Below are 23487 nucleotides of genomic sequence, written 5' to 3' on the forward strand. Positions count from 1 at the left end.
CGCTCCGATGATTACATTGACGGCAACCCGCAATGCATGAGTTCGGCGTTATTGGTTCACCTGCAAATATGTGGCCAGTCTGTGTTGACCACGGCATAAAAAATAGAGATTTTTATGAAATTCAAATCAAAAATAAAACCTTATCACTCGGCTGCTGGTGGTTGGGGATCTCTGGAGGCAACAACCCGCTTTGTCTTTGACAGTAAACAAGCACTAAAAAATATGGTTAATCTGATGCGCATGAACAAGCCCAGAGGTTTTGATTGTCCGGGATGCGCATGGGGCGATGACAACAAAAGTCTGTTTAGCTTTTGTGAAAATGGCGCGAAAGCAGTCACTTGGGAAGCAACTCGCCGGTATGTTGATCGAGCGTTTTTTGCGGCTCACAGTGTCAGCAAACTCTACCAGCAAAGTGATTACTTCCTTGAATATCAAGGGCGGGTTGTTGAGCCGATGAGCTATAACCCACAGACAGATCATTATGAACCGATTAGCTGGGAGGATGCTTTCGCCCTGATCGCCAGCCATATTAAGGCAATGGATAATCCTAATCAGCTTGAATTGTATACCTCCGGACGTGCCAGTAATGAGGCTTCATGGCTTTATCAATTGTTTGGCCGTGTGTTAGGAACGAATAACTTCCCTGATTGCTCCAATATGTGCCATGAGGCCAGTGGTTATGGCATGTTAAAAAGTCTGGGGGTTGGGAAAGGGACTATTCGGCTGCAAGATTTTGACCACGCTGATGCCATCTTTATATTTGGTCAAAACCCCGGTACAAACCACCCACGGATGCTGCATAGTTTACGGCATGCTGCTGAACGGGGTGCTCGTATTGTCACGTTTAACACTTTGCGTGAGCGCGGATTGGAACGTTTCGCTGATCCACAAAAACCGCTCGAAGTAATCACACCAATGGCAGGAGAAATCAGTCACCGTTATTACCAGCCTAAACTTGGTGGCGATATGTCTGCGGTGCGTGGGATGGTTAAGGCACTTTTGGAAACGCATAATGCCCTGCTGACGGAAGGTAAATCAGGTATCTTCGATCTGGAATTTATCTCAACTTACACCGAAGGTGTGGATGCTTACTTACAAGAAGTTGCTGCGACTGAATGGTCATTTATTGAAAACCAATCAGGATTGACGGAAGCACAATTACGCGAAGCGGCAACCATCTACCAGAATGCCGAACGCGTTATCTGCACTTGGGCAATGGGGATAACTCAACATAAACATTCTTTAGTTACCGTGCGTGAAATCGTCAACCTTCAGTTACTGTTTGGGCAGTTGGGTAAACCCGGTGCTGGGTTGTGTCCGGTACGTGGTCACAGCAACGTACAAGGTAACCGGACAATGGGGATTAATGAGCAACCTTCCAAACCGCTCTTGGATAGTATGGCAGTCTATTTTGGCTTCGAACCGCCTCGTGCCCACGGTCATAATGTGGTGGAAGCATTGAGTGCCATGCTGCGTGATGAAGTCAAGGTTCTGATTGCGCTGGGTGGGAACCTCGCAGCGGCAGCGCCAGATAGCCCACGTACAGAAGAAGCCCTTAAGCACTGTGACCTGACTGTACACATCAGTACGAAATTAAACCGGAGTCATCTTGTTACCGGTAAACAAGGCGCTCTTATCCTGCCGACATTGGGTCGTACTGAACGAGATATTCAGGTGACAGGTTCGCAATTTGTGACGGTAGAAGACTCTTTCAGCATGGTTCATGCCTCGGAAGGCGTCAATAAACCATTATTTGATACCCAACGTTCTGAGACAGCGATTGTTGCCGGCATTGCTGATGCTACAGTAGGTAATACAGCGACAGTTAACTGGCTGGAATTGGCTGGGGATTACAATAAAATCCGTGATCATATTGCCGCGACCATTCCAGGGTTTGATGATTTTAATAAAAAATGTGAACATTCGGGTGGTTTCTATCTTGGTAATGCTGCTGCCGAATTACGCTTTGCCACGCCGAGCAAAAAAGCGGAATTCAGCCATGCGCCGTTACCAAAAACGTTGTTCCCGCAAATTGAGGGTGCTGACGTGCCTTTCACCTTGCAGACCCTGCGTTCTCATGACCAATACAATACGACTATTTATGGTCTGGATGACCGCTATCGTGGCGTTTATGGTCAGCGGGAAGTCCTGTTTATGAATCCAGAGGATATTACTCAATCAGGGTATCAGGCCGGTGATTTGGTTGATATTGAGACGGTATGGAATGATGGTATCAAGCGCAAAGTTTCTGGTTTTAAGTTGGTTCCTTACACCATTCCACGCGGAAACCTAGCCGCCTATTATCCAGAAACCAATCCATTGGTTCCAATGGAGAGCTTGGGAGATGGTACAGGTACGCCGACCTCAAAATCTGTGCCGGTAAAATTATCCCGCACTGAGCAAAACCAATCTGAACCTCAGCGCCTTGTATAAGGTGCATTGAAGGTTAAAAACTGTTCACAGTACGTCGATTCAGGCTCGGTTTTCGGAGATAACTTTTGGTGTAATTATCGGCATTCCAACTGAAAACCATGAGCCATAATACGAGGTCGAACAGTAATAACGAAAGTTGTAAACCTGTTCGATGGCTGCGCAGAATACACTGTTTATCATTAATCCTTTTGAGAGTAGAAAACGCCTTTAACTCCCGTAAATTTTTCGGTTTCATTGGTATTGCCAGCAGCTTTTCTTCCGCTTCGTAGCTTTTTTTATCAGTGGTACAGCCAGCAGGGCTTCCTGCTGGTCGATCAGTGGAGTTGGGGTAACATCGTGTATCGAGTGACGTAATTTTTTTGACAAACTCATTTGTTTCTCTGTCCGTCCGTGTTATTTATTTTTTCACTATCCCGTTGATCCAATTCCGTCAAAATACGTTCGAGTTGCTCCTCAAAATCCACAGGTTTTTTATCTTTAAATAAAAACAAGGCAGGGAAGCGTTTGTAATCCGTGGCAGCAACAGCATCTTTCCCTAGCACCAGATATTTGACGATAAAGGCATGGGCTTCGTCTTGGCGTAATTTGGTGTTGAACCCCCATAAGGAGCCGTAAGAGAGACACATTTGGAAAGCACGGCGCACCAGCGTATTGTTATCATCCAGCGTATACAGTGCCAGCCCCATCAAATGGACGATTTTCATCAGGTCAGTTTGATTCGAAATGCCTACCTGTGAATAACGAGCAGCGTAAACCTTACCTGTGTGCCAGCTAAAAAACAGTTGGCGATCCCGGTCAATAAAGAGGGGGGCTTGCAGCTTCCAGAAAAAGCACCGATGTATCAGATAGAGAGAGAAAGCCAGTAAAAAGCTGAAACGTAAAAAATCGGTAATTAAAAATTTGGTGCTGGCATGGAAATAATTGTAGCGATAATAGAGGTATTTCCAGAAAGAGATTGTTTTATCATTACCAATAAAACGGGCACTTTCCATATGATCAGGAAGATCTTTGCGAAGATAAAAATCTTCTCCATATTTTTTGCGAACAAGCTCGACCCAATCCATAATATTGGATTCATTTTTTTCTTTCTGAATAACAAAACTAACGATGTTATAGTGAAAAACCAATAACATCCCAATAAGGAGAGGAAAAAACACAATTATTCGTGCAAGTCGTTGTGCATTTCGCAGAATACATTGATTATCGTCAATACTATGCAGGGGAAGATAACTCTGTAATGCTTCGTAGCTTTTTTTCACTAGCGGTATAGCCAGCAGGGTTTCCTGCTGGTCGATCAGTGGTGTTGGGGTCATATCATGTATCGAATGATACCATTTTTGAGGCAAGCTCATATGCTTTCCTGTTGACTGTTCTTATTTTCTTGAATTTTCCTGTTTAGTTTTTTCAATTCTTCAAGCACACTAGCGAGTTGCTTATCAAAATCAAAAGGGCGATTTCGGGTACGCCAAAGTAGTGAGCTACCACGTTTAAAATCGATTTCACTGACGGCTTGTTTTCCTTCAATTAAATATTTAACAATAAAAGCATGTATATCAGTTTGTGCAACTTTATTTTTCAAACCAAATAGAGAAATATCTGCATTGTGTAACCGGAAATTATGGGAAACCCGTTCTTTCCGATGTGTAACGCCATAAAGCGTTAGCCCCGAAGGTTCTGCCTGCCCGGAGATTTTTACCTGTGGATAATAGGCTGCGTAGACTTGTGCCCAGCGCCAGCTATAAATCAGTTTGCGTTGTCTATCGATGACAATTTGATGCTGCGGCCAGAAGAAGCAAACATGAATAAGCAGAGGGATAAAGAATAAAGCTAAGCCACCAAATCCAAAAAAATAAGAAATAATGACATCAGTTGTGGAAAAACGAGAAATCTTAAATTTCTTGTGATATTCAATGTATTCCCAGAAGGGGATCGTATTGTTTTTGTCAAACCCCAAGTTAATGAGATAACGCTCTTCTTCCAATGGCTTTGGTAGATCATTTTGCAGGTGAAACTCTTCACCGTACCAAATACGTGCTTCATCCAGCATGAGCCGAGCATTAATTTCGTCCCACTGTTTCAGCGAATTAAAATTATCAATGCCGTTCCATAAGATAAGAGAACTAATGATGAGGTAGGAGAAAAACAAGGATATCCTTAATCCTGGTCGTGTACTGCGCAGAACACATTGATTGTCATCAATGCTGTTTAAGGTAGAAAACGATTTCAGGGCTTTCAGGTTTTTTCTTTCCATCGGCTGAGACAATAAAAATTCTTGTTGCTCAACCAAGGATGTTGCTGGTGTCTGGTGTGTCAATGGGTTTGGGTCATCACTGGTTGCAGAATGTTTATCGAGAGCAGCCAGTATACGTGTTAATTGTGCGTCAAAATCAGTCGGTTTTTTATCCCGACGCCAGAATAGAACAGGAAAACGGCCAAAGTCGGTTGCCGCAACGGAATTTTTTCCTTCTAACAAGTACTTGATGGTAAAAGCAAGAACCTCATTTTGATCTTTTTTTGTGACCATTCCGGCGAGAATGGAAATACAAGGCTGGAATGCACGGCGAGCCAGTGAATTATGACCATTCAGTGTATACAGGGCCAATCCCATTGCTTTCATACCCGCACCGCCAAACAGGGAAATACCAACCTGTGGATAACGGGCTGCATATACTTTCCCCCGATGCCAGCTAAAAACTAATTGTCGCTTGCGATCAATAAATATAGGTGGAGATAATGGATAGAAAAAGCAGAGATAAATAAATAATAGAGAAAAACCGGTTAAAAGGCCAAAATGGACAATATCGCTGATAAAGGTTTGTACTCCATTTTTAAAATAATTATAACGGAAATACATGTATTTTTTAAATGAAATATGTTTGTCATAACCTATAGCCCGGAGTTTTTCTGCATATTTTGGTAAATCTTCACGCAGGAAAAAATCATTCCCAAGTTCCTTTCTAGCTGTCTCAACCATATTCATAATAAATTTTTCGTTTCCCTTTCTGTATTCAATAAAATTTTGAACACTAACATAAAGGGCGAGTAACATGCCGATCAGCATAGGAAGCACTATCATTGCACGAGCAAGACGTTGTTGATTGCGCAGAGTACACTGGTTATCGTCAATACTGTGTAATGGCAGAAAGCTTTTCAGGTCTTCCTGACTTTTCTTCTCCAGGGGAAGAGCCAGCAGGGCTTCCTGCTGGTCGATCAATGGAGTTGGGGTAACATCGTGTATCGAGTAACGTAATTTTTTTGATAGACTCATTGTTATAGTATCTCCTGACCTTTAAATCCTACTGTCGCTACCTCTTGCAAAGTTTGGCCTGCCAGATAACGTAATGGTACCTTAGTGTCTTCGAATGGAATGTAGTGCCAGAATATTTCGGCCTTCTCCTGATAGTTATAGGGATGTTGATCATCAAAGGTGATGGTTAGGTAGCGCGTGCCATCTTTAATCTCTGATGAGGCAGTTTGCAATGCTTTGCGGAATTTTGCTGTCATTTCCTCATCATAGAGGTAGTATTTGCCGTTAATCTCTTCTGCTGTTTCTTTCAGGGCTTCATAATGGATTCTTTTTTGTATTAATGAATCCATATGTTCCTTAATTTTCCCAGTCGGTGCGTAGCTGCCTGTTACCCAGTTATTAACAGGTTCAGTTAGTGGCTTATAGAATGCATACTGAAGATCAGAACTTCCTTCCTGAAATCCAGGTAAAGTAAAAGCATAAGTATTAATGTATGTATTAAAGCTTTTCTGCTTCAATATTCGATTGATAGAAAGTTGAGGCATAAATAGTATATTTAAAAATTCTTGCCGTTCAATATTAAATGCTCGCCAAGTATCATCATTCATATCTCTAGCTGTTTTTAATTGTGAATCCATATCAGGGCGTGTTTCTAAGTTCCAAAATGGATATTTATTTCCTTTACCCCAAAAACAGTTATAAATTATATTTTCCATAGCTGATTTGTTGAAAAACATTAATCCAATAGTACCGCCAATAATTAATAACCAACCAATAACATTAAGGGTTAATAATAGTGCCGAAGCCACGCTAAAGATATTTGTGATGCCTAAAGCAATACCTCCCAATCCCATAGCATAATGGCTGTATTGTGCTCCGATATTACCAGTTGCTCCCGCTTTCTGACCATCTATGAAGGAAACAAACGCACCAACAATACTAACTAATCCGAGAACTGTTTTTGTTACTGCGTGCTTTCCTATATCACCAGCTGTAGTTGTAATTTTATCCAGTTTATCAAGTAAAGCAGGTGTAGCTTTGGGCAATAATTTAGATGCCTGTTCGGTTACTTTTTCTGTGACTGAAACTATATCTGCTGTTAGGGATATTAGAGCTATAGCAAGTTTGAGAGCATCGTAAGCAGCGCTGTATTTGTGCTGATCAAGCGGGTTATTTTGATCAAATTTAGACTGAATAATAACAGAGGTTGCTGTTTTAACATTAAGCAATAAGCTAACACCAGGAGCTGTTTTATCCAGTAATATTGAAGTTTTTTTAGCGCCAACCGTGAAAAAATTAAGAGAGTTATCAATGCTAGTTATCACACCTAGTTTAATGTTTATGCTAGCTTGCGTAGCTATAGGTTTTGCTAAACTTCCAACTTCTTTAATGGTGTTTCCGACTTTTTTGACAGCATTTTCTAAGCTCCTTTCGGCGTTGCTGATTAGCAAGGATTGTTGTTTTGCCAAAAAAATAGATTCTAATTGGCGAAGCTTTTTGAATGCATGGTGGTATTTAGGCATTTTAGGATCTTTTTTGCCTTTATTGATTTTGTTGCCTTTCTTATCCTTCTTGCTTTTATTACTTTTCTTTCTCTTTTTGTCTTTATTCTCTGTATCTCCTGCGATTTTTCCAAGCCTTTCTATAATATATCCAAACTCTTGATGAGTTAAAGGAATTCCTTGGCGGTAATCAATGGAAAAACTGAATGGTTTCAATAATACAGGTACAATTTTGTGGGAAATAAATTGAATTGCTGCATTACTCAAATGAGTTAATGAGCCTTTGATAGCAACAGCCCCTGTTTCTACTAAAGCCATCGCTTTACCCAAGATTCTGCCAAAAACACTTAAGAACTTGTTTGACACCCGTTTCATTATCTCAGATAGATCGGTGGTTGCGTCTTTGGTGTAACTGTGGGTAATGATTTTTACTACGCCTGTTGCTGCTATTTCCCAGGTGTTGGTACTATATTGAAGTTGATGTGTATCGAACGCAGTAGATACTGAGGCTTTGCTTTTGGATTCTTCGTATTTTTTTGTCGGTGGTAGATTATTCGAAAGAGTCGTTATAATTTCTTCAGTTTCAGCATTTATGACTGATTGTGAGATTAATTCCTCCAGCATTTTCTCTGATACGGTGGGATGTTGTAAGTCATCAAAAATATCAGTGATAAGATCGACAAAAGTGTCAATTTCCTGAATGTCAATTTCTTGTATCATCTCTTTGTCATTATGAACGGAGAAGAAATACTTGAAATAGTTATCAAGGCTACCGACTTGAGCTGTGACAGATTTTTCACTCGCAAATGCTTTGAAGATATTAGAAAAAGTCTCTTGGCGTCTTTCAAACTCTTTATATTCTTTTTTTATTAATGGCCAATGTTCGTTTACATCTTTACGATTAATGGCTCCAACAACCTTAAGGTATTCTGCTGGTGGCATGCGAGATTTAATAAGGCACTCAACATACATCCCAATCGTTAAAGGATAGGCATTAAGTTTCGCACTATATTGCTGCCATGCGGTCAAAATACGGTGCGCTTCCAAAATCTCTTTCTGCCGCCCAACGGGATCATGCAGGATCACAATTCGTGATTTTTCCTGATAACAGAGCTTGCTGCGGATCTCAAGTGCGATCTTGTCCGCATCCATTTCATAGGATAACTGGGTAGTCAGCTCATCAATCCTGAGGCTAGCCAAATCCAGATCACCGAAATTCTTGGCATCGATTTTGGCTTTGGCGGCGGCAAATTGTTCCTTACGGGTTTTGTAATCCTGAATTAATTTCGTGAAATTAGCTTCGTTGGCCTCAATGGCATGGGGCTGATTGTCATCATCAAGGTTAATGAACTGCATGGTTTTTTTGCGCAGTTCTAAGTCACCGTTTATACGTGCGATCACATCGGGATGCCATAGATGTTCACTGTAGGCAATGCTGATATTCGAGACATCTTTTGCTACAAACAAAAAAGGATAGCCTTCGCCATTCAAACCTGACTCTGGCATGACACCATCACGTGCGTCTTTTTTGTTTCGGTAGATGAATTTCCTAAACTTCTCGGTCTGATTCTCTCCATTTGGTTCGTATTTAAAGATATGGAAATAGGCAGTTTTACTCGGCCGATGTTCCATACTGTCTTCTTCTCGAATGTAAATCCAACCCGGGCGCATCAAGCGGGCAGCGTAGCCTTTACTCTCTTTTAAGGTTGTTGCTGACATCAATGTGTGAATATCCGGTGGTGCTTCGGGCTTCTCCAGATCTGAGCCAAAGAAATTCACATAGGCATAACGGACAGGGTAAATAGGCTTGATATTTCCATCACATGGGTATTTAGCACTTCCCATATCAAGTCTGGATACGGATTTGTTCGCATTTTCACTGATGTCTGTTATTGAAGATGTCATGACTGGCTCCATGTTGTCGGGTTAAGGCATTCCTTGAGAAGTTTGTAGGCACGGGCTTCCTGATTGGAGGGTTCAGACAGGACGGTCTCCAGTGCGTGATCCCAGAGCGCTTCATTTTTAGCCGTGACAGAACGTGCCACAATATAGTAAAGCCCTGTCAGCTCAAGGGTGAATCCATTCAGGTAAGCGTAATTGACTTGTTGGGTAATAAAAGGTAGCAGCCGGTCTTCAGGGATCTGACACTGCTGTAGAACATGCTCTTTGATGAATGTTTTAACTTTATTGAAGTACTTTTGCTGCATGTACCGTTCAAAATTGAGGTTCATTCTGTCATTGATCGTGACAGTCTCGAGCTTGGATTCCCTGATCTCTGCCGTTACGGTCGCTTTCATCAGACTATTTTCATGATTGAAACCGTAAATAGCGCCGATGTGCCGCATAAACGAAGAGAGAGCGCCACGGGACAGGTTTTTCAGGGTTAACTCCAATGCCAGTGGGTAGTAAAAGCGGAAAAATACCCATTCTCGGTTGTGTTCTTGCTGTAAGTAAGGAAATTTGCGCAGGTGGTTATACAGTTCATCGAATTGACTATCAGTATGGATAAAAATCCCGATATCCGGCGTATAGTGAGTGATGAATATCTGTCGCAGAAATTCCTTATCCTCATGTCCTGTCAGTTCGACCAGATAAGGAGCGGCATCTTCGAGGGTGATTTGTGTTGTTCCTTTAAACAGGCAGCGGTAAGGCAATCCGGAAGTCATCAATGAAGGAACGATAAAGTGGCCTGCATGTTTATGATAAACTGCCGCATCAATCACCATATAGCAGCGGGAGTATTTCGTTGCGTTTTGGCTTTGCTGATAAAGCAGGGAATATAAATCATCACTGATCCAGTATCGATTAAAGGGATTCTCACCAGCAAAGGGAGGGCAAAGATACTGCGTGATTTCCAAATCACCGGTATCAATAGGGAGTAGTTCGCTGATATCCTGCGGATTCAGTACGATGATGGGCTGCGCTTCGCTGACTTGTTCAAGATTCAGGATCAGATGTTTTTCCAAGTGACGGCAGGTATCCAGATATTGCAAAAAGGGCAAAATTTTCTCGTATTGGCCTTCACTTGCCCGCAATGAGTGCAACATATGATCAGATAGTTGGACCAATGCTTGATGCTGGCTTTTAGCCTGAATTAAGGCTTGTGCACGGTAATGTCGAGATTTTTTCTGCTCAGTACCATGGTAACCATATGAAAATTCGGCTACCCAAATATGTTCATACTGCTGGTGGTAATTCTTTTGCCTTTGCATGATTTAATATCGTCAATTTGTTTATTTTCAGCCGGAATATTTGGGAATTTGGCAGATTATTTCTATTTTTCACTCACTGTGGGGTGAAAAATTGTTAATGAATAGAAATGATGAACATCCTTGTAAAATCTGGAGCGGGCTGAGAAAAAACGAAAATATCAGATAGCGTATCCGTTAATATGGCTCCATAAAGTATTCACCATCAAGATAACGTGATAAAGCACATGTTATCGAAACGCACAATAATAGCCTGTTTTGATGACAGGTTAAAATAAGAAAAGCACTTCCAAATATACGTATATTTGAAAGTAATTATTGTGATTTTAATTGTCACGTTTGTTATATTTTATTTCAGGAGATTAGGCTGAATTACAATAAAAATAATAAGGCGGAAAATTATTTATTGGGCAAGAGGAAACTAATTTTCTCTTTATAAACATATTATGATCAAGGAATAATTCCCTAATCATAATATCAATATCTATTTATTCTACTTAACGATCTATTTCATCATTTTTCGATGACAACATCTTCATTCAACACCATCGATAACAATGCCTGACGGGCAAAAATACCATTACCCGCTTGCTGGAAGTAGTAAGCATATGGCGTTTTATCGACATCTACCGTGATTTCATCAATACGTGGCAGCGGATGCAGCACTTTCAGGTTTTCTTTTACATTCACCAGATCCGCAGCGCGCAGGACAAACTGAGCCTTGATATTGGCATATTCTGAAGGATCAAGGCGTTCTTTTTGGACGCGGGTCATATACAGAATATCCAGTTCAGGCAGGACATCTTCGAAGTTACTGTGGAGGCTGTAACTTACTTGTTTCTCTTCCAGCATATGCAGGATATAGCTTGGCATCGCAAGGGCATCCGGAGCGATGAAGCAGAAATGATTGCCATTAAATTTTGCCAGAGCCTGTGTCAGCGAGTGAACGGTGCGGCCATATTTCAAATCACCCACCATGGCGATTTTGAGATTTTCCAATTTGTTCTGAGTTTCCTGAATGGTGAACAGGTCGAGCAACGTCTGGGTTGGGTGCTGGTTGGCACCATCACCAGCGTTAATAATAGGGATATGACCGGAAAACTCAGAAGCCAACCGTGCCGCACCTTCCTGTGGGTGGCGCATGACGATCGCGTCGGCATATTGGCTGATGATAGAAATAGTGTCAGCCAGCGTTTCTCCCTTTTTACCCAATGAGGTATTGCTGCTGTCAGCAAAGCCCACCACGGAAGCACCGAGTCGCTGGATAGCGGTTTCAAAAGAGAGACGAGTGCGCGTTGAAGCTTCAAAGAAGCAGCTTGCGATCACCTTGTGTTTCAGTAACTCAGTCTGTGGATTGGCTTTCAATGCAGCCGCCGTTTGCAATACCAGTTCCAGATCTGCGCGGCTCAGATCATTAATTGAAATGATATGCTTGCGATATAACGGGTTAGCCATGTTTATGTTCCTCTTTTTATGACTTCTAGCCTTGGACTGGGCAGGCAAAAAAAAGCCCCTCAATTGAGGGGCTTTTTAAATGTTCGGTTGAGCAATGGGAAAAACAAAACGCCTACGCTGCCAGCAGACAGTGTTTCGTTAGCTTGATGTTTTGTAACGGCTTTTACAGCGCAATCTTTCATGTTTTCTCCCAGCAAATCGTCGCGCATTATACTCACGATAGCATTCACCGCAAGGTTTGCTGGAAGAAATTTTTGTTTTCACTATTTGCTAAACTTAATGAGCAGAATAATGATTTGATTATTCGCTTCTATCACCCAAACTTACTGCCATTCTGTTAAGAGCATTCATGAGAGAAATCGCGGCAGTCAGGTCAACAATCTCTTTTTCCGTAAAAACGGTATCAAGGCGTTCTTTAATTTGATCCAGCGTGCTTTGCCTGATATTTGTTGTCAGGGCTTCACACCATTCCAGAGCCAGTTTTTCTTTTGGGCTGTAGATACTGGAATTGAACCAAGCAGGTAGTTTATCCAGTTTTACTTGTTCTATGCCATGATCCTTACGGATGGCTTCGGCATGAAGATGACAACAATAAGCACAGCCGTTAATTTGAGATACCCGTGTTTCTACTAACAGAATCAGTTTTTGATCCAGCTCAGAGGCATGGACTTCTGCATAGCTTTTATAGAGTGGACTAATAATGCTGGGTGAAATTTTTGCGTAATCCATTTTTATCTCTCAAATTATTTTTGTTGAAAGGTAATTAACGATAAAAAGACCATGTTGTTCAGTCAGAACGATTTTGAGACGTACTTTTCGGAAAACAACGAAAAATATTCTACATCAAAATTTATACTGATATTTATACAGGTATCACACTTATCCCTTTCATTTTTCACTTTTTTTGAAAGCAATTATTTAACTGCAAACACAGCAAAATCTTCGGCCAGATCGGTATTAGGGAATATTTCCCGACATTCCGCCAATAACCGAGGGCACTCTTCGATACCATAGCGCCCGCTGATATGTGTGGCGATGAAGTGTTTTACTTTTGCATCTCGTGCCAGTGCTGCGGCTTGTTTGGTGGTGGAATGCCCACGTTCATTGGCTTTTGCGGCGAAGGCATCTTCTAGTGTGATTTCATGCACCATTACATCAACATTGGCGGCCAGTTTCAGGGCTTCCGACGTGGGTTCGGTATCCCCGAAAATCGCCAGTGATTTGCCACGAATCGGTGTACCTAAATAATCTTTCCCACAAATTATGCGCCCATCTTCCAGTGTTACCGTGCCACCTTGTTTTAACGTCTGCATCCACGGGCCACGGGGAATGCCATCCTGATTCAATCTTTCGGCATCAAGTGCGCCGGGTTTATCGTGTTCCTCAATCCGGTAACCATAACATTCCACTCGGTGGTTCAGGGCATAAGCGGTGACTTTGAGTTCACCATCATCAAACAGTTGTCCAGATTGAACTTCGATAATTTCCAGTGGGTAAGTCAGGAAAGAGCTGCTCATCTGCAATGCAGTTTCCACAAACTGACGTATGCCTGTTGGCCCATATAAAGTGAGGGGATCGGTGGAACCGCCCATCGAACGGCTGCACAGTAATCCGGGTAAACCGAAGATATGATCGCCATGCAGGTGAGTGATAAAAATTTTCTCCAGTTTAGATATCTTGATGGGGGAATGAAGGATCTGGTGTTGCGTTCCCTCACCACAATCAAACATCCATAATGCGTTGCGGATGCCCTGTAAATCGAGTATCAGGCTGGTGACATTGCGCTCTTTGGTGGGAATACCGGCGCTGGTGCCTAAGAATTTCAGTTCCATATTATTGTTCTCCTAATGATGTTGAATACTTTTAATATTGAATACTGTCCCAATCCAAACCGAATCGGGCAAGGTACTTGCGTAATCTATCGGCATCATTGGGTTGTTTTTTATGTTGGCGGGAAACGGCGAATAGCTTGCGACCAGCTTCCGATAAGCTGTTGGATTCACGGCAGACTTTAATCACCGTTTCCAACTGTTGGCGGTCAAACAGATCAATTTCTGGCAGATGATTCGGCAGCGGGGAAGATTGCTCTTGTCCGTGCCAATTCTGCTTGAGCCGTGTGATTTCTTCTTCAACTAAATAGTGGTTGATACGCCCATTTTCGGCAAATGTTGCCATCCGAGCGACGGATGCACTGAGTTCACGAAAATTTCCCCGCCATTGCGCCTGTTCCGAACAGGCAAAACGCAGGTAAATTTGCCGCGCCTCTTTATCAAAGCGAACTTGCGTTTGTTGCATTTGTGCATAACGGGCAAGTTCATAATCGATGTTGGGTTCAATATCTTCTCGGCGTTGCGCCAAACCGGGCAGTTGATAAGTCCACATATTGATACGGGCGTATAAATCTTCGCGGAATTTTCCCTGAGCCACCCAATCACGCAGGTCGCGGTGTGTACCGGCAATTAACTGAAAATCACTGTAGACTTCCTTATCCGAACCATAAGGCAGGAAGCTTTTTTCTTCGATGGCTTTCAGCAGCATCGCTTGTTCATCCAACCCCAATTCTGCCACTTCGTCAAGAAACAGAATGCCGCCATCGGCTTCACGCAGCAGCCCGGTGCGTGGTTGAATCGCGCCTGTAAATGCGCCTTTGACGTGACCAAATAACGTCGACATCGCATTATCGCCGCGTAAGGTCGCGCAGTTGACCTCCACAAATCGCCCGCTGATTAAATGGCGTGATTGCCGTAACTGATAAATCCGGCGTGCGAGAAAGGATTTTCCTGCACCCGTTGGCCCTGTCAGCAGAATGGGAGCGGTGGAGCGCAAGGCCACACGTTCAACTTGGTCGATCAGGCGGTTGAAATTGGCGTTGCGCGTAGCGATGCCTGATTTCAAGAATGCGACCTGTTCCTGTTGCTCACGAAGAAAACGGCTGGTCAGCGTGGTATAGCGACTGAGATCTAAATCGATAATCGTATAAACGCCTTCGGGATGGCTTTCGCGATCGTTATTTTTGGGGGAAGTCTGGAGTAACTGGGCAGGCAGATAGCGGGCTTCAGTCAGCAGGAACCAGCAAATCTGGGCAACGTGAGTACCCGTTGTGATATGTACCAGATACTCTTCGTTTTCAATATCGAAAGGGTAACGAACGGAGAAATCGAGCAAGGCGGTATAAACTTCTTCAAAATCCCATGGATCTTCGATTTGAATTTCGTTCAATACCACTTTTGTCTGCGGTGAAACGTGCTCAACATCCTCTTTAACCCTTTCTGCCAATACGTAATCATGGGTTTGGTAGAGCAATTCCAGTTTATCAATCGGTAACTCTGGCTGTTGGCACATCCCAATGGTAGGACGCCATTTTGTCCAGCGATTGGCTTTCTTACCCCGCCTGTCTAATGTTGTACCCAAAATGCCAATGGCAACTCTGCGTTTCATTGTTTTCTCTTTTTGATTATCTAAATTTATAAACAACGATATAGAAAGATAAGAAATTTAAACTGTAAAAACAATCATCAAAAATGAATGAAAATAAAAACAATTATTTTTCAAATAGATAAAAAATATTTCTGTCTTTTTTCAATGTTGGCACGCAATTGGCAATAACTACAATCAAATTTCAGTATATGGCGGTTTAGATCAAGTTCTAAACGGATTGGTACAAATTAAAGGAGAACAAAAATGACAACCAACGATTATAACTTATTAGTGCAAGAGAATGGCGCGCCAGTGAAAATGTGGACAAATGGCGTGCCGGTTGATCCTAAAGCCATTATCCAGTTGCAGAATACGGCCAGGATGCCTTTCGTTTTCAAGCATCTGGCGGTAATGCCGGATGTCCATGTCGGTAAAGGTTCTACGATTGGTAGTGTGATCCCGACACGTGGTGCGATTATCCCGGCTGCGGTTGGGGTGGATATCGGTTGTGGAATGATTGCGGTGCGGACTTCGCTGGTGGCCTCTGATTTACCGGATAGCCTGTTGAATATCCGCCATGCTATTGAAGCCGCAGTACCGCATGGGCGTACCGTAAACCGTGGAGGACGCGATAAAGGTTCCTGGAATAAAACGCCGGAGATTGTGGATCAACGCTGGGGGACGTTGGCGGATGGATTTAAGCGTATTACCGACAAATACCCCAACTTGTTGAATACCAATAACCATCATCATTTAGGAACGTTGGGAACAGGGAACCATTTTATCGAGTTATGCCTTGATGAAGCGGATCGCGTTTGGGTGATGCTACATAGCGGTTCCCGTGGTGTCGGTAACGCCATCGGCAACTTATTTATCACTCTGGCGCAGAAAGATATGCAGCAGCATATCTCTAACCTGCCTGATCGCGATTTGGCGTATTTCGAGGAAGGAAGCCGCTATTTTGACGATTATATGGAAGCGGTAGGTTGGGCGCAGGATTATGCTCGCCAGAACCGGGAAGTGATGATGCACCGCGTGCTTGAAGCGTTGTCTCGCGAAATCCCAAAACCTTTTACAACACAGCAGGAAGCGGTGAATTGTCACCATAACTACGTGCAGCGTGAACAGCATTACGGTGAAGAGGTTTTGGTAACTCGTAAAGGTGCGGTATCTGCCCGTAAAGGCCAAATGGGGATCATTCCAGGGTCGATGGGTGTGAAAAGCTATATCGTCCGAGGTCTTGGAAACGAGGAGAGCTTTTGCTCATGTAGTCACGGCGCAGGCCGGGTGATGAGCCGTACTGAGGCAAAAAAACGCTTTACCGTAAGCGATCAACGGCGTGCAACGGCGCATGTGGAATGCCGTAAAGATAGCGATGTGATCGATGAAATTCCAATGGCGTATAAGGATATTGACGCTGTAATGGAAGCGCAATCATCGCTGGTGGAAATCGTGCATACCTTGCGTCAGGTGGTATGCGTAAAAGGATAAGTATCAAGAAGTAGGAAAAATGGAATAAATGGAAAATGAGGCAGAATATGGCCCGCGTAAACCGAGAGTTCATGCTTTTATTGAGTCGGAATTGGATGAAACGTTGACATTTTCATCGTCAACTATAAGGAATTCAGATTACCAGGTGAAAACATGGATAAAGTCGATACTAAGATCAGTAAGTTTTTAAGTTACGTATTGCGCCATCAACCGGAATCCATTGGCTTAATGTTGGATAGTGAAGGATGGGCGGATATCGGCACACTGATAAAATGTGCCTCTAAGCACGGTAAGCGATTGAACCCTACGCTGATTGAGAACATTGTCGATAGCAATGACAAAAAACGGTTTGCCATATCAGAAGATCAAAAGCGCATCAGAGCAGTACAGGGGCACTCTACTAAGCTGGTGGATATTGGCTATCAAGAAAAAATCCCGCCAGTGATTTTGTACCACGGTACTGCCACCCGTTTTTTGGATTCCATTTTTAAACAAGGTTTAGTGGCGGGAACACGCCACTACGTGCATTTATCGGCAGATCAATCCACTGCGACCAAAGTGGGGCAGCGTCATGGCAAAGTAGTTATCTTAAAAATTGAAGCCCAGTTGATGTATGAACAAGGTTTCAAGTTTCATCAGGCGGATAATGGCGTTTGGTTGACAAAATCCGTGCCTGTTGAATATATGTGTATTATTTAGCATTTTAAGTAAGCTAATTTTTACCCTGCTTTTACTTCGGAGATAAACATGACAGTCATGGATTCCCTGCTTGCATTCACTGTAGCGGCGACGTTACTCACATTGACCCCGGGTCTGGATACAGCACTTGTTTTGAGAACCGCAACAGCGGAAGGGAGTAAAAAAGCCTTTCAAGCGGCGCTTGGCATTAATGCGGGTTGTTTCATTTGGGGAGCAATGGTGGCATTTGGTCTTGGCACATTGATTGCTGTATCAGAGCTGGCATTTAACATATTGAAATGGTGTGGTGCGCTGTATTTATGCTGGTTGGGAATTCAAATGATTTGGCATCCTAAAAAGGATCTTGGTGGAGAGGTTTCTCCTTCGGTTAAAAGCCATAATTGGTTTATCAGAGGGATGTTGGGTAATGTTCTCAACCCGAAAATGGGCGTATTTTATGTTTCATTCCTGCCCCAGTTTATCCCCCAAGGGCACTCAGCTATTTTATGGACTTTCAGTTTGGTCACGATCCATGTATTGCTTGGCACATTGTGGTCACTGTCATTGATTTACGCCACACGTCCTCTTTCCCATCTATTACGTCGTGAAAACGTGATTAAGTGGATGAATCGCGCAACAGGCGGGCTATTTTTGTTTTTTGCGTTTAAATTGGTGTTGAGTAGTCGGCGGTAATTGTAGTGAGTGCGTATTAACATATCCAAATGTCTTTTTTTATACCCAGCTCACTTGAATTGCGTATTTTCAAGTGAGCTTTATTCCCACAGGAAGATAGAAGGTTACGGTATATCGGAGAAATTTGTCTAGGGGCGCCATTTTAGCCATGAAGATTGGGGTTGTAAAGGAAACGATTTGTTCAAATATTATACTTGAGTACTTATTATTGTACATGTACAATAATAAGTACGTAAGCATTATGAGGTAATGACCATGAATGTTATGAGCTATTCAGCATTTCGAACTCATTTAGCCAGTACCCTAGATAAAGTGAACGACGATCATCAACCAGTCATGATCACTCGTCAGAATGGTAAACCAGCGGTTGTACTCAGTTTGGAAGATTTTCGAGCTTATGAAGAGACTGCCTATTTGATGGCAAGTCCTAAAAATGCAGCTCGCTTAAACCAAGCTATTGCAGAAGTGGAAAGCGCTAAAACCCTCGAAAAAGGCTTGCTGGAAGAATGATTCTATCTTGGGCAGAAACTGCATGGGAAGATTATCTTTATTGGCAACAAACCGATAAAAAAACCCTAAAACGCATTAATACCCTTATTAGGGATATCGCACGGCAGCCCTTTGATGGTCTGGGTGATCCTGAGCCCTTAAAGCACAACTGGTCAGGATACTGGTCTAGGCGGATTGATCGCGAGCATCGTCTAGTTTACAAGGTTACAGACACAGCAATAGTTATTGTGCAATGTCGCTATCACTATTAATTTTATACGCCGAAATTTTCCCATCCGAATATCCAAAATAAACACGCGCAATCGACTACCTCCGATACGATTGCGCTGTGACAGGCAAGCAGTCTATTCCAAGCCTATTTAAATAGGTTCCCGCCCCCAAACTATCCCTTTTTCCTGATAATCCGACGGCGTTTATTAAACAGATCCGGCGATATTGCCTGTGATACACACTGCCATTCAATTTTATCTACATTGACGCCCTGTTTGGCGAAATAGTCCGTCAAGGCGGACTGGCATTGTTGAAGGATCGCAATATCGCAATCTCCTTCCAAGCGCAGTAATAAATCCGTCTGTGTCAGCCGATAATCACTGGTCAGTGGCAATGTATTGGCAATGATCCGCGAACAGGGATCGGCAAAAATACTCACGTTTCCGCCATCATGCGCTGGCAAAATCAGCTGATCATCACTGCGCCCTTCAATACGCTCTATCGCCAATGCCGGATTGCCACAAGCACACGGGGTTTTCTTCACTACCAAAATATCGTCAAGCTGATAACGCACAATAGGTTGAGTTTCCCGCGTGAAATCCGTGATGATCGGGTTAAAACGTGATTCATCGATCCATTTCGGCTCAATATGAAGAAATTCTTCGTTAAGATGTAGCGTTCCATGTGGGCAAGTACACGCCAGAAAACCTTCCGTTGCCTGATAAACCTCTCCCACTTCCCGAAACACATTCTCTAATAATTGGCGATCTTGTGGTTCCAGCACTTCTGCCGCCGAAATCACTTTCGTTGGCGATAATGACACCTCTCCTTGCTGGATCTTCAATGCCAGCGCCCGCAAAACTTGAGCGGGCGCAACAACGATAGTGGGCTGGTATTCCACCAGCGCTTGCACCTGCTGATTAAAGTCAGCAAACAAATCAAAAAAACGGAAAGATATCCAACGATTCTGCACACTATCGTAAAGGTTATTTCCCGCCCGTAAAAACAGTGCAACACGCTCTCCGTGAAATAAACCGTTTGGCAGCATTTTGGCAAGCATTGTGCCCGCCCAAATGCTCCGCTCTTTAGGGCTGATAACAAAAATACCCCGCTGTCCTGACGTCCCTGACGACATCCCGACACTGTATTTACCCACCGTCGGCTTAAAATTTCGTGACTGCTCACTCAACCGCGCGCATTCCAACAATTCATCACGCTTAAGACCCGCCGTATTCATCTGGTCGAAGTTTTCCATCATGATGGCTTTATTCATCAGCGGATATTCCGCCAACGGTAAATCAGCATATGAGGAAAAATAAGGACTTTTCGTCAGCACATTGCGCCGAAATGACGCTAATTCCCTCGATTGATGCTGTTCAAGCTGCTGGCGGCTGGAAAATTTCCATTGTTTCCTGGCACGCCAATAGTACCAAAGCGTTTTGAGTATCATTCCAAATCTCCCTCATGACATAGCTGGATAGGAACCTGCTTTTGGTCAATCTGGTGCAGCTTATTTAACGTCTCATAATAGGCACGGCTATCATCCATAATGATATTCGCCAACCGTGCCGGCCCACGCAATTCACGATAGTTACTCGGTGACCATGCCGCATCGCCCGCCAACACTATCCAGCCTTGTTCAGTCAATACACAGAGGCCAAGATGCCCCGCCGCATGACCGGGCAGCGGTACAATAAACATCTGTTTCTGGCTATCCGGCACGGCATACCCTTCGCCCAATACCGCCAATTCTTCTGGCAACGGACAAGCTTCAAACCCTTCATAAAAACTGACTCTGGATTCAAAATCATCAGGAATTAATCCCCGTACAAATGCCCTTTTCAGCGCAGCGATACCCCGTAAATTGCGGGTCTGCTGCCAGCCTTCTCCCGAACAGATAAATTTGGATTGAGGAAAATCCCGCAATCCAGCAATATGATCACCATGAAAATGAGAAATGATGATGCCATCAATATCATGGGGTTGAATGCCTTCCTCTTTCAGTTGCATCACCAACGAATCTTTGGTGTCAAAATAGACCGGCGTGACAGTGCGATAAAACCGAATAACCCCACTGCGGGTATGATCGTAAAAATGGCTGGCATATCCGGTATCAAGCAGCCAGCGCTTGTCATTGCACTCCAACAGCCACGCACGGGCAGGGAATTTACATACGCGGAGACTTGCACCTTTTAGTGCCACGCAACCGGGATGGGTACAATATCCCACTTCAAAAACACGCATCTTAACCATTTTAACCCGCCTGCTTGTCTATCTGTTTCAACCAATTGGCTGTTAAATGAATGCCTTCCTCCATGGTATAAACCGGCTCATAGCCCAGTTCATCCCGTGCCTTTGAATTATCCAGCGTCATAGAGTAATAGGCCGCACCAATACCGTAACGCGTCAATAAAGGCTCTTTCCGGGTGAGCATTGCAATGCCTTCCAATACCGCCGCAAGCCCATACAAAAGTGAATAAGGCAATGATTTAATTCGATAACCAAACTTCATCTCGTCAAATAACTGCCCTAATGTTTTTGCCAATGGCTGTGGCTGTTGATTGGTAATGTTATATATCGCCCCACTTTGCAACCCTTCCCGATGAGTCGCCAATGACATCGCATGGACGACATTCATGACATAAGTGAGATCCAAAGCATTCTTCCCGCCCGCAGGCAAGACCATGACTCCCTTGCTGGCCTTAACTTGTGCCATCAAGCGTGGCAACAACACTCTGTCATGCGGGCCAAATAGCCCACGAGGACGCAGAATAATATACGTAGTCTCAGGATAACGGCGAATCAGCCGGAGTACGCATTCCTCTGCCAGGAATTTCGTTCGGGCATAATCATTTGCGAAACGCTGGCTACGTTGATTTTCAGTTATGTGCTGTTGGTGCGAGAAATTGAAATATACGGCAGGGGTGGAAATATGAACAAACCGCCGGATACCACATATTCCCGCCGCTTGTGCCAACATAGACGTGGCGCTCAAGTTGATGCGCTCAAATTCATCAGGATCGCCCCAGGGAGAGGATTTGGCGGCACAATGCCAGACCGCATCACAATCTGACATCAACTCAATGGCCCCATCCACGGTTAAGGTTTCCAATTCGGCACAGCGAAACTCCGCACCCAATTGAATCAATACCTCTCCCGCCTGCTGATCACGTCCGGTTGCCACAACCGACTCCCCATGTGATAACAGGTAATCAACGGCATTACGCCCTAAGCCACTTGTTGCACCAGTTACAAGAATTTTCATGGTTTCAGAATCATCTCACTGAGTGAAAGCCCGGCCGCCGTACCAAGCAACATCACATAATCACGGCCATAATAGCGATCCGTCATAATGGCTTCGTGCAACGCAGTGGGAATCGATGCCGCAACCTGATTGCCACGATAACGATAGATATTCACAAATCTCTCATCTTTGATATTCAGCCGCTTACGGATATGTTCCAATCCCAAATGACTGGCTTGATGGGGGATCACAGTATCAATATCGGACATCTTAAGGTCAGCACTCGCCAATACGCGCTCTGTAAAACCTTCAATTAACGAAGCTGTCAGTTTAAACAATGGCCGACCCTGCATCTGGAACAGAAAATCCTTATCTTCCATGCCGGTACGGAGATTCTTGCGGGTTCCTCCAGCACGGATTTCACATAATTCAAGGCCTTCTGGATAAGTTTCATGTTTATAGGTAACAATCCCACTTTTTCCATCCCCTCTTTCAACGATCATACAGGCCGCACCATCACCAAAAATCAATGAGGATTCTTGATGTGACCAATCAATGCCACGGGAAGCCATCTCCGCAGAAACAATTGCAATACGTCGATACTGTTTGGTTGCCAATAACCCTGCTGCAATATCCAAAGCGGAAACAAAACTAACGCAGCTTGCATTAATATCAAAACAGGCGGTTCCTGCCTTTAATTGGCTCTCTTTCAAAATATGCGCAGCAGAATAAGGCAAAGCCTGAATAGGTATTGCAGAAGCCGAAATCAATAAATCAATCGAATCCGGCGAAATTTGGTGTGTTTGTAAAGTATTATGCAATGCCTCTACCGCCAATCTGGCCGGAGAGGCTTCATAATCAGAATGGTAACGATATTCAATTCCCGAATGCTTTTGTACAAATCCACTCGGTTTATTTAATTTCAGATCTAAATCGGATGAATACACCTTATGCTCAGGCAAAGCAGTTCCAGAGGCAATGATCTTTAATGGGATCAATTCGTTTGAGTTTTTCATTTTTTTTATTACTTCCGAATGTTAATTTTTTGTTTAAATATATTGTCAGAATATGAAATGAATTCTGAGTATAGGGTTTGAATCAATTTAGTATTTATCAGATAGCTGATTAAACAGGAAGTAGATATTTATGATACATCATAATACTAAATTGAAATATCGATTACAGATGCATGAAAAATAAAAAGTTTTACCCATTAACCATTTCAATGCCATAAATTTTTTTTAATGAAAAAAATGTATTATGAGATTTAATCATAGTGTTTGTTGTGTTTATGTAAATTAAAAATTAACATTACCTTACAGTTAAACTTAATTGATTTAATAATTAAAAATAGTCATATTAGTTTTTATTACATAAATAATTAATTAATATATAAAA

The 23487-nt window shown here is 43.1% G+C and carries 21 protein-coding genes; 6 read left to right on the forward strand and 15 right to left on the reverse strand.

Going from position 1 to position 23487, the window contains the following annotated elements:
• Positions 1–114 precede the first annotated feature (114 nt).
• A complete protein-coding gene (locus tag AB204_RS11275) occupies positions 115–2433 on the forward strand; it encodes an FdhF/YdeP family oxidoreductase (protein WP_047963472.1) in 2319 nt (772 codons plus the stop codon).
• A 13-nt stretch (positions 2434–2446) separates the two neighbouring features.
• Here the strand turns inward: AB204_RS11275 and AB204_RS11280 are convergent, their stop codons facing one another.
• The 11 genes from AB204_RS11280 to rtcR all read right to left on the reverse strand — a co-directional run bounded on the left by AB204_RS11280 (position 2447) and on the right by rtcR (position 15284).
• Positions 2447–2668, reverse strand: coding sequence for a hypothetical protein (locus tag AB204_RS11280; protein WP_047963473.1), 222 nt, complete (start codon positions 2666–2668; stop codon positions 2447–2449).
• Positions 2665–2805, reverse strand: coding sequence for a hypothetical protein (locus tag AB204_RS22775; protein WP_161796560.1), 141 nt, complete (start codon positions 2803–2805; stop codon positions 2665–2667). Before AB204_RS22775 ends, AB204_RS11280 begins: the two co-directional genes overlap by 4 nt.
• Positions 2802–3785, reverse strand: a complete 984-nt coding sequence (locus AB204_RS11285) for a hypothetical protein (RefSeq protein WP_047963474.1) — start codon at positions 3783–3785, stop codon at positions 2802–2804. The genes AB204_RS22775 and AB204_RS11285 overlap by 4 nt, the downstream gene beginning before the upstream one ends.
• Positions 3782–5701, reverse strand: coding sequence for a hypothetical protein (locus AB204_RS11290; protein ID WP_047963475.1), 1920 nt, complete (start codon positions 5699–5701; stop codon positions 3782–3784). Before AB204_RS11290 ends, AB204_RS11285 begins: the two co-directional genes overlap by 4 nt.
• A 2-nt stretch (positions 5702–5703) precedes the next feature.
• Complete coding sequence (locus AB204_RS11295) at positions 5704–9087, reverse strand: toxin VasX (protein WP_047963476.1); 3384 nt, start codon at positions 9085–9087, stop codon at positions 5704–5706.
• Positions 9084–10394, reverse strand: coding sequence for a DUF4123 domain-containing protein (locus tag AB204_RS11300; RefSeq protein WP_047963477.1), 1311 nt, complete (start codon positions 10392–10394; stop codon positions 9084–9086). Before AB204_RS11300 ends, AB204_RS11295 begins: the two co-directional genes overlap by 4 nt.
• 510 nt (positions 10395–10904) lie before the next feature.
• Positions 10905–11846, reverse strand: coding sequence for an aspartate carbamoyltransferase (gene pyrB / locus AB204_RS11305; RefSeq protein ID WP_047963478.1), 942 nt, complete (start codon positions 11844–11846; stop codon positions 10905–10907).
• A 59-nt stretch (positions 11847–11905) separates the two neighbouring features.
• The gene (locus tag AB204_RS23045; protein ID WP_167336746.1) at positions 11906–12064 is read right to left on the reverse strand and encodes a hypothetical protein; all 159 of its coding nucleotides are present in this window, start codon (positions 12062–12064) and stop codon (positions 11906–11908) included.
• 82 nt (positions 12065–12146) lie between these two features.
• Positions 12147–12575, reverse strand: a complete 429-nt coding sequence (locus AB204_RS11310; protein ID WP_047963479.1) for a carboxymuconolactone decarboxylase family protein — start codon at positions 12573–12575, stop codon at positions 12147–12149.
• A 185-nt stretch (positions 12576–12760) separates the two neighbouring features.
• Complete coding sequence (gene rnz, locus AB204_RS11315; protein WP_047963480.1) at positions 12761–13678, reverse strand: ribonuclease Z; 918 nt, start codon at positions 13676–13678, stop codon at positions 12761–12763.
• Between the two features lie 31 nt (positions 13679–13709).
• Positions 13710–15284, reverse strand: a complete 1575-nt coding sequence (gene rtcR, locus AB204_RS11320; protein ID WP_047963481.1) for an RNA repair transcriptional activator RtcR — start codon at positions 15282–15284, stop codon at positions 13710–13712.
• 243 nt (positions 15285–15527) lie between these two features.
• On the opposite strand from rtcR, the gene AB204_RS11325 reads away from it, so the two are divergent.
• The 5 genes from AB204_RS11325 (at position 15528) to AB204_RS11345 (ending at position 18886) form a co-directional block, all read left to right on the forward strand.
• Positions 15528–16754 carry an RtcB family protein gene (locus tag AB204_RS11325; protein ID WP_047963482.1) on the forward strand — a complete coding sequence of 409 codons (1227 nt, stop codon included), beginning with the start codon at positions 15528–15530 and terminating at the stop codon, positions 16752–16754.
• Positions 16755–16907: 153 nt separating this feature from the next.
• Positions 16908–17453, forward strand: coding sequence for an RNA 2'-phosphotransferase (locus AB204_RS11330; protein WP_047963483.1), 546 nt, complete (start codon positions 16908–16910; stop codon positions 17451–17453).
• Positions 17454–17501: 48 nt separating this feature from the next.
• Positions 17502–18125: a LysE family translocator gene (locus AB204_RS11335; protein WP_047963484.1), complete on the forward strand. Its 624-nt coding sequence runs from the start codon at positions 17502–17504 to the stop codon at positions 18123–18125.
• A gap of 255 nt (positions 18126–18380) precedes the next feature.
• Positions 18381–18635 carry a type II toxin-antitoxin system Phd/YefM family antitoxin gene (locus tag AB204_RS11340; protein WP_047963485.1) on the forward strand — a complete coding sequence of 85 codons (255 nt, stop codon included), beginning with the start codon at positions 18381–18383 and terminating at the stop codon, positions 18633–18635.
• Entirely contained in the window at positions 18632–18886 is a 255-nt protein-coding gene (locus AB204_RS11345) for a Txe/YoeB family addiction module toxin (RefSeq protein ID WP_047963486.1), read from the forward strand. Before AB204_RS11340 ends, AB204_RS11345 begins: the two co-directional genes overlap by 4 nt.
• Before the next feature lie 131 nt (positions 18887–19017).
• On the opposite strand, the gene AB204_RS11350 is transcribed toward AB204_RS11345, so the two are convergent.
• Genes AB204_RS11350 through AB204_RS11365 form a run of 4 tightly spaced genes read right to left on the reverse strand, consistent with a single transcriptional unit; the run spans position 19018 to position 23105 of the window.
• Positions 19018–20295, reverse strand: coding sequence for a F390 synthetase-related protein (locus AB204_RS11350; protein WP_047963487.1), 1278 nt, complete (start codon positions 20293–20295; stop codon positions 19018–19020).
• Positions 20292–21098 carry an MBL fold metallo-hydrolase gene (locus AB204_RS11355; protein WP_047963488.1) on the reverse strand — a complete coding sequence of 269 codons (807 nt, stop codon included), beginning with the start codon at positions 21096–21098 and terminating at the stop codon, positions 20292–20294. The genes AB204_RS11350 and AB204_RS11355 overlap by 4 nt, the downstream gene beginning before the upstream one ends.
• A 1-nt stretch (position 21099) precedes the next feature.
• Positions 21100–22110 carry an NAD-dependent epimerase/dehydratase family protein gene (locus tag AB204_RS11360; protein ID WP_047963489.1) on the reverse strand — a complete coding sequence of 337 codons (1011 nt, stop codon included), beginning with the start codon at positions 22108–22110 and terminating at the stop codon, positions 21100–21102.
• Positions 22107–23105 (reverse strand): 3-oxoacyl-[acyl-carrier-protein] synthase III C-terminal domain-containing protein, encoded by a 999-nt coding sequence (locus AB204_RS11365; protein WP_047963490.1) that lies wholly within the window; start codon positions 23103–23105, stop codon positions 22107–22109. The genes AB204_RS11360 and AB204_RS11365 overlap by 4 nt, the downstream gene beginning before the upstream one ends.
• Positions 23106–23487 lie beyond the last annotated feature (382 nt).

The sequence above is a fragment of the Xenorhabdus khoisanae genome, from assembly GCF_001037465.1.
In the GTDB taxonomy this organism is placed as follows: Bacteria; Pseudomonadota; Gammaproteobacteria; order Enterobacterales; family Enterobacteriaceae; genus Xenorhabdus; species Xenorhabdus khoisanae.

Coding starts and splice junctions, on each gene's coding strand:
- AB204_RS11275 (WP_047963472.1), top strand. CDS start 115: ATGAAATTCAAATCAAAAATAAAACCTTATCACTCGGCTGCTGGTGGT.
- AB204_RS11280 (WP_047963473.1), bottom strand. CDS start 2,668: ATGAAACCGAAAAATTTACGGGAGTTAAAGGCGTTTTCTACTCTCAAA.
- AB204_RS22775 (WP_161796560.1), bottom strand. CDS start 2,805: ATGAGTTTGTCAAAAAAATTACGTCACTCGATACACGATGTTACCCCA.
- AB204_RS11285 (WP_047963474.1), bottom strand. CDS start 3,785: ATGAGCTTGCCTCAAAAATGGTATCATTCGATACATGATATGACCCCA.
- AB204_RS11290 (WP_047963475.1), bottom strand. CDS start 5,701: ATGAGTCTATCAAAAAAATTACGTTACTCGATACACGATGTTACCCCA.
- AB204_RS11295 (WP_047963476.1), bottom strand. CDS start 9,087: ATGACATCTTCAATAACAGACATCAGTGAAAATGCGAACAAATCCGTA.
- AB204_RS11300 (WP_047963477.1), bottom strand. CDS start 10,394: ATGCAAAGGCAAAAGAATTACCACCAGCAGTATGAACATATTTGGGTA.
- pyrB (WP_047963478.1), bottom strand. CDS start 11,846: ATGGCTAACCCGTTATATCGCAAGCATATCATTTCAATTAATGATCTG.
- AB204_RS11310 (WP_047963479.1), bottom strand. CDS start 12,575: ATGGATTACGCAAAAATTTCACCCAGCATTATTAGTCCACTCTATAAA.
- rnz (WP_047963480.1), bottom strand. CDS start 13,678: ATGGAACTGAAATTCTTAGGCACCAGCGCCGGTATTCCCACCAAAGAG.
- rtcR (WP_047963481.1), bottom strand. CDS start 15,284: ATGAAACGCAGAGTTGCCATTGGCATTTTGGGTACAACATTAGACAGG.
- AB204_RS11325 (WP_047963482.1), top strand. CDS start 15,528: ATGACAACCAACGATTATAACTTATTAGTGCAAGAGAATGGCGCGCCA.
- AB204_RS11330 (WP_047963483.1), top strand. CDS start 16,908: ATGGATAAAGTCGATACTAAGATCAGTAAGTTTTTAAGTTACGTATTG.
- AB204_RS11335 (WP_047963484.1), top strand. CDS start 17,502: ATGACAGTCATGGATTCCCTGCTTGCATTCACTGTAGCGGCGACGTTA.
- AB204_RS11340 (WP_047963485.1), top strand. CDS start 18,381: ATGAATGTTATGAGCTATTCAGCATTTCGAACTCATTTAGCCAGTACC.
- AB204_RS11345 (WP_047963486.1), top strand. CDS start 18,632: ATGATTCTATCTTGGGCAGAAACTGCATGGGAAGATTATCTTTATTGG.
- AB204_RS11350 (WP_047963487.1), bottom strand. CDS start 20,295: ATGATACTCAAAACGCTTTGGTACTATTGGCGTGCCAGGAAACAATGG.
- AB204_RS11355 (WP_047963488.1), bottom strand. CDS start 21,098: ATGGTTAAGATGCGTGTTTTTGAAGTGGGATATTGTACCCATCCCGGT.
- AB204_RS11360 (WP_047963489.1), bottom strand. CDS start 22,110: ATGAAAATTCTTGTAACTGGTGCAACAAGTGGCTTAGGGCGTAATGCC.
- AB204_RS11365 (WP_047963490.1), bottom strand. CDS start 23,105: ATGAAAAACTCAAACGAATTGATCCCATTAAAGATCATTGCCTCTGGA.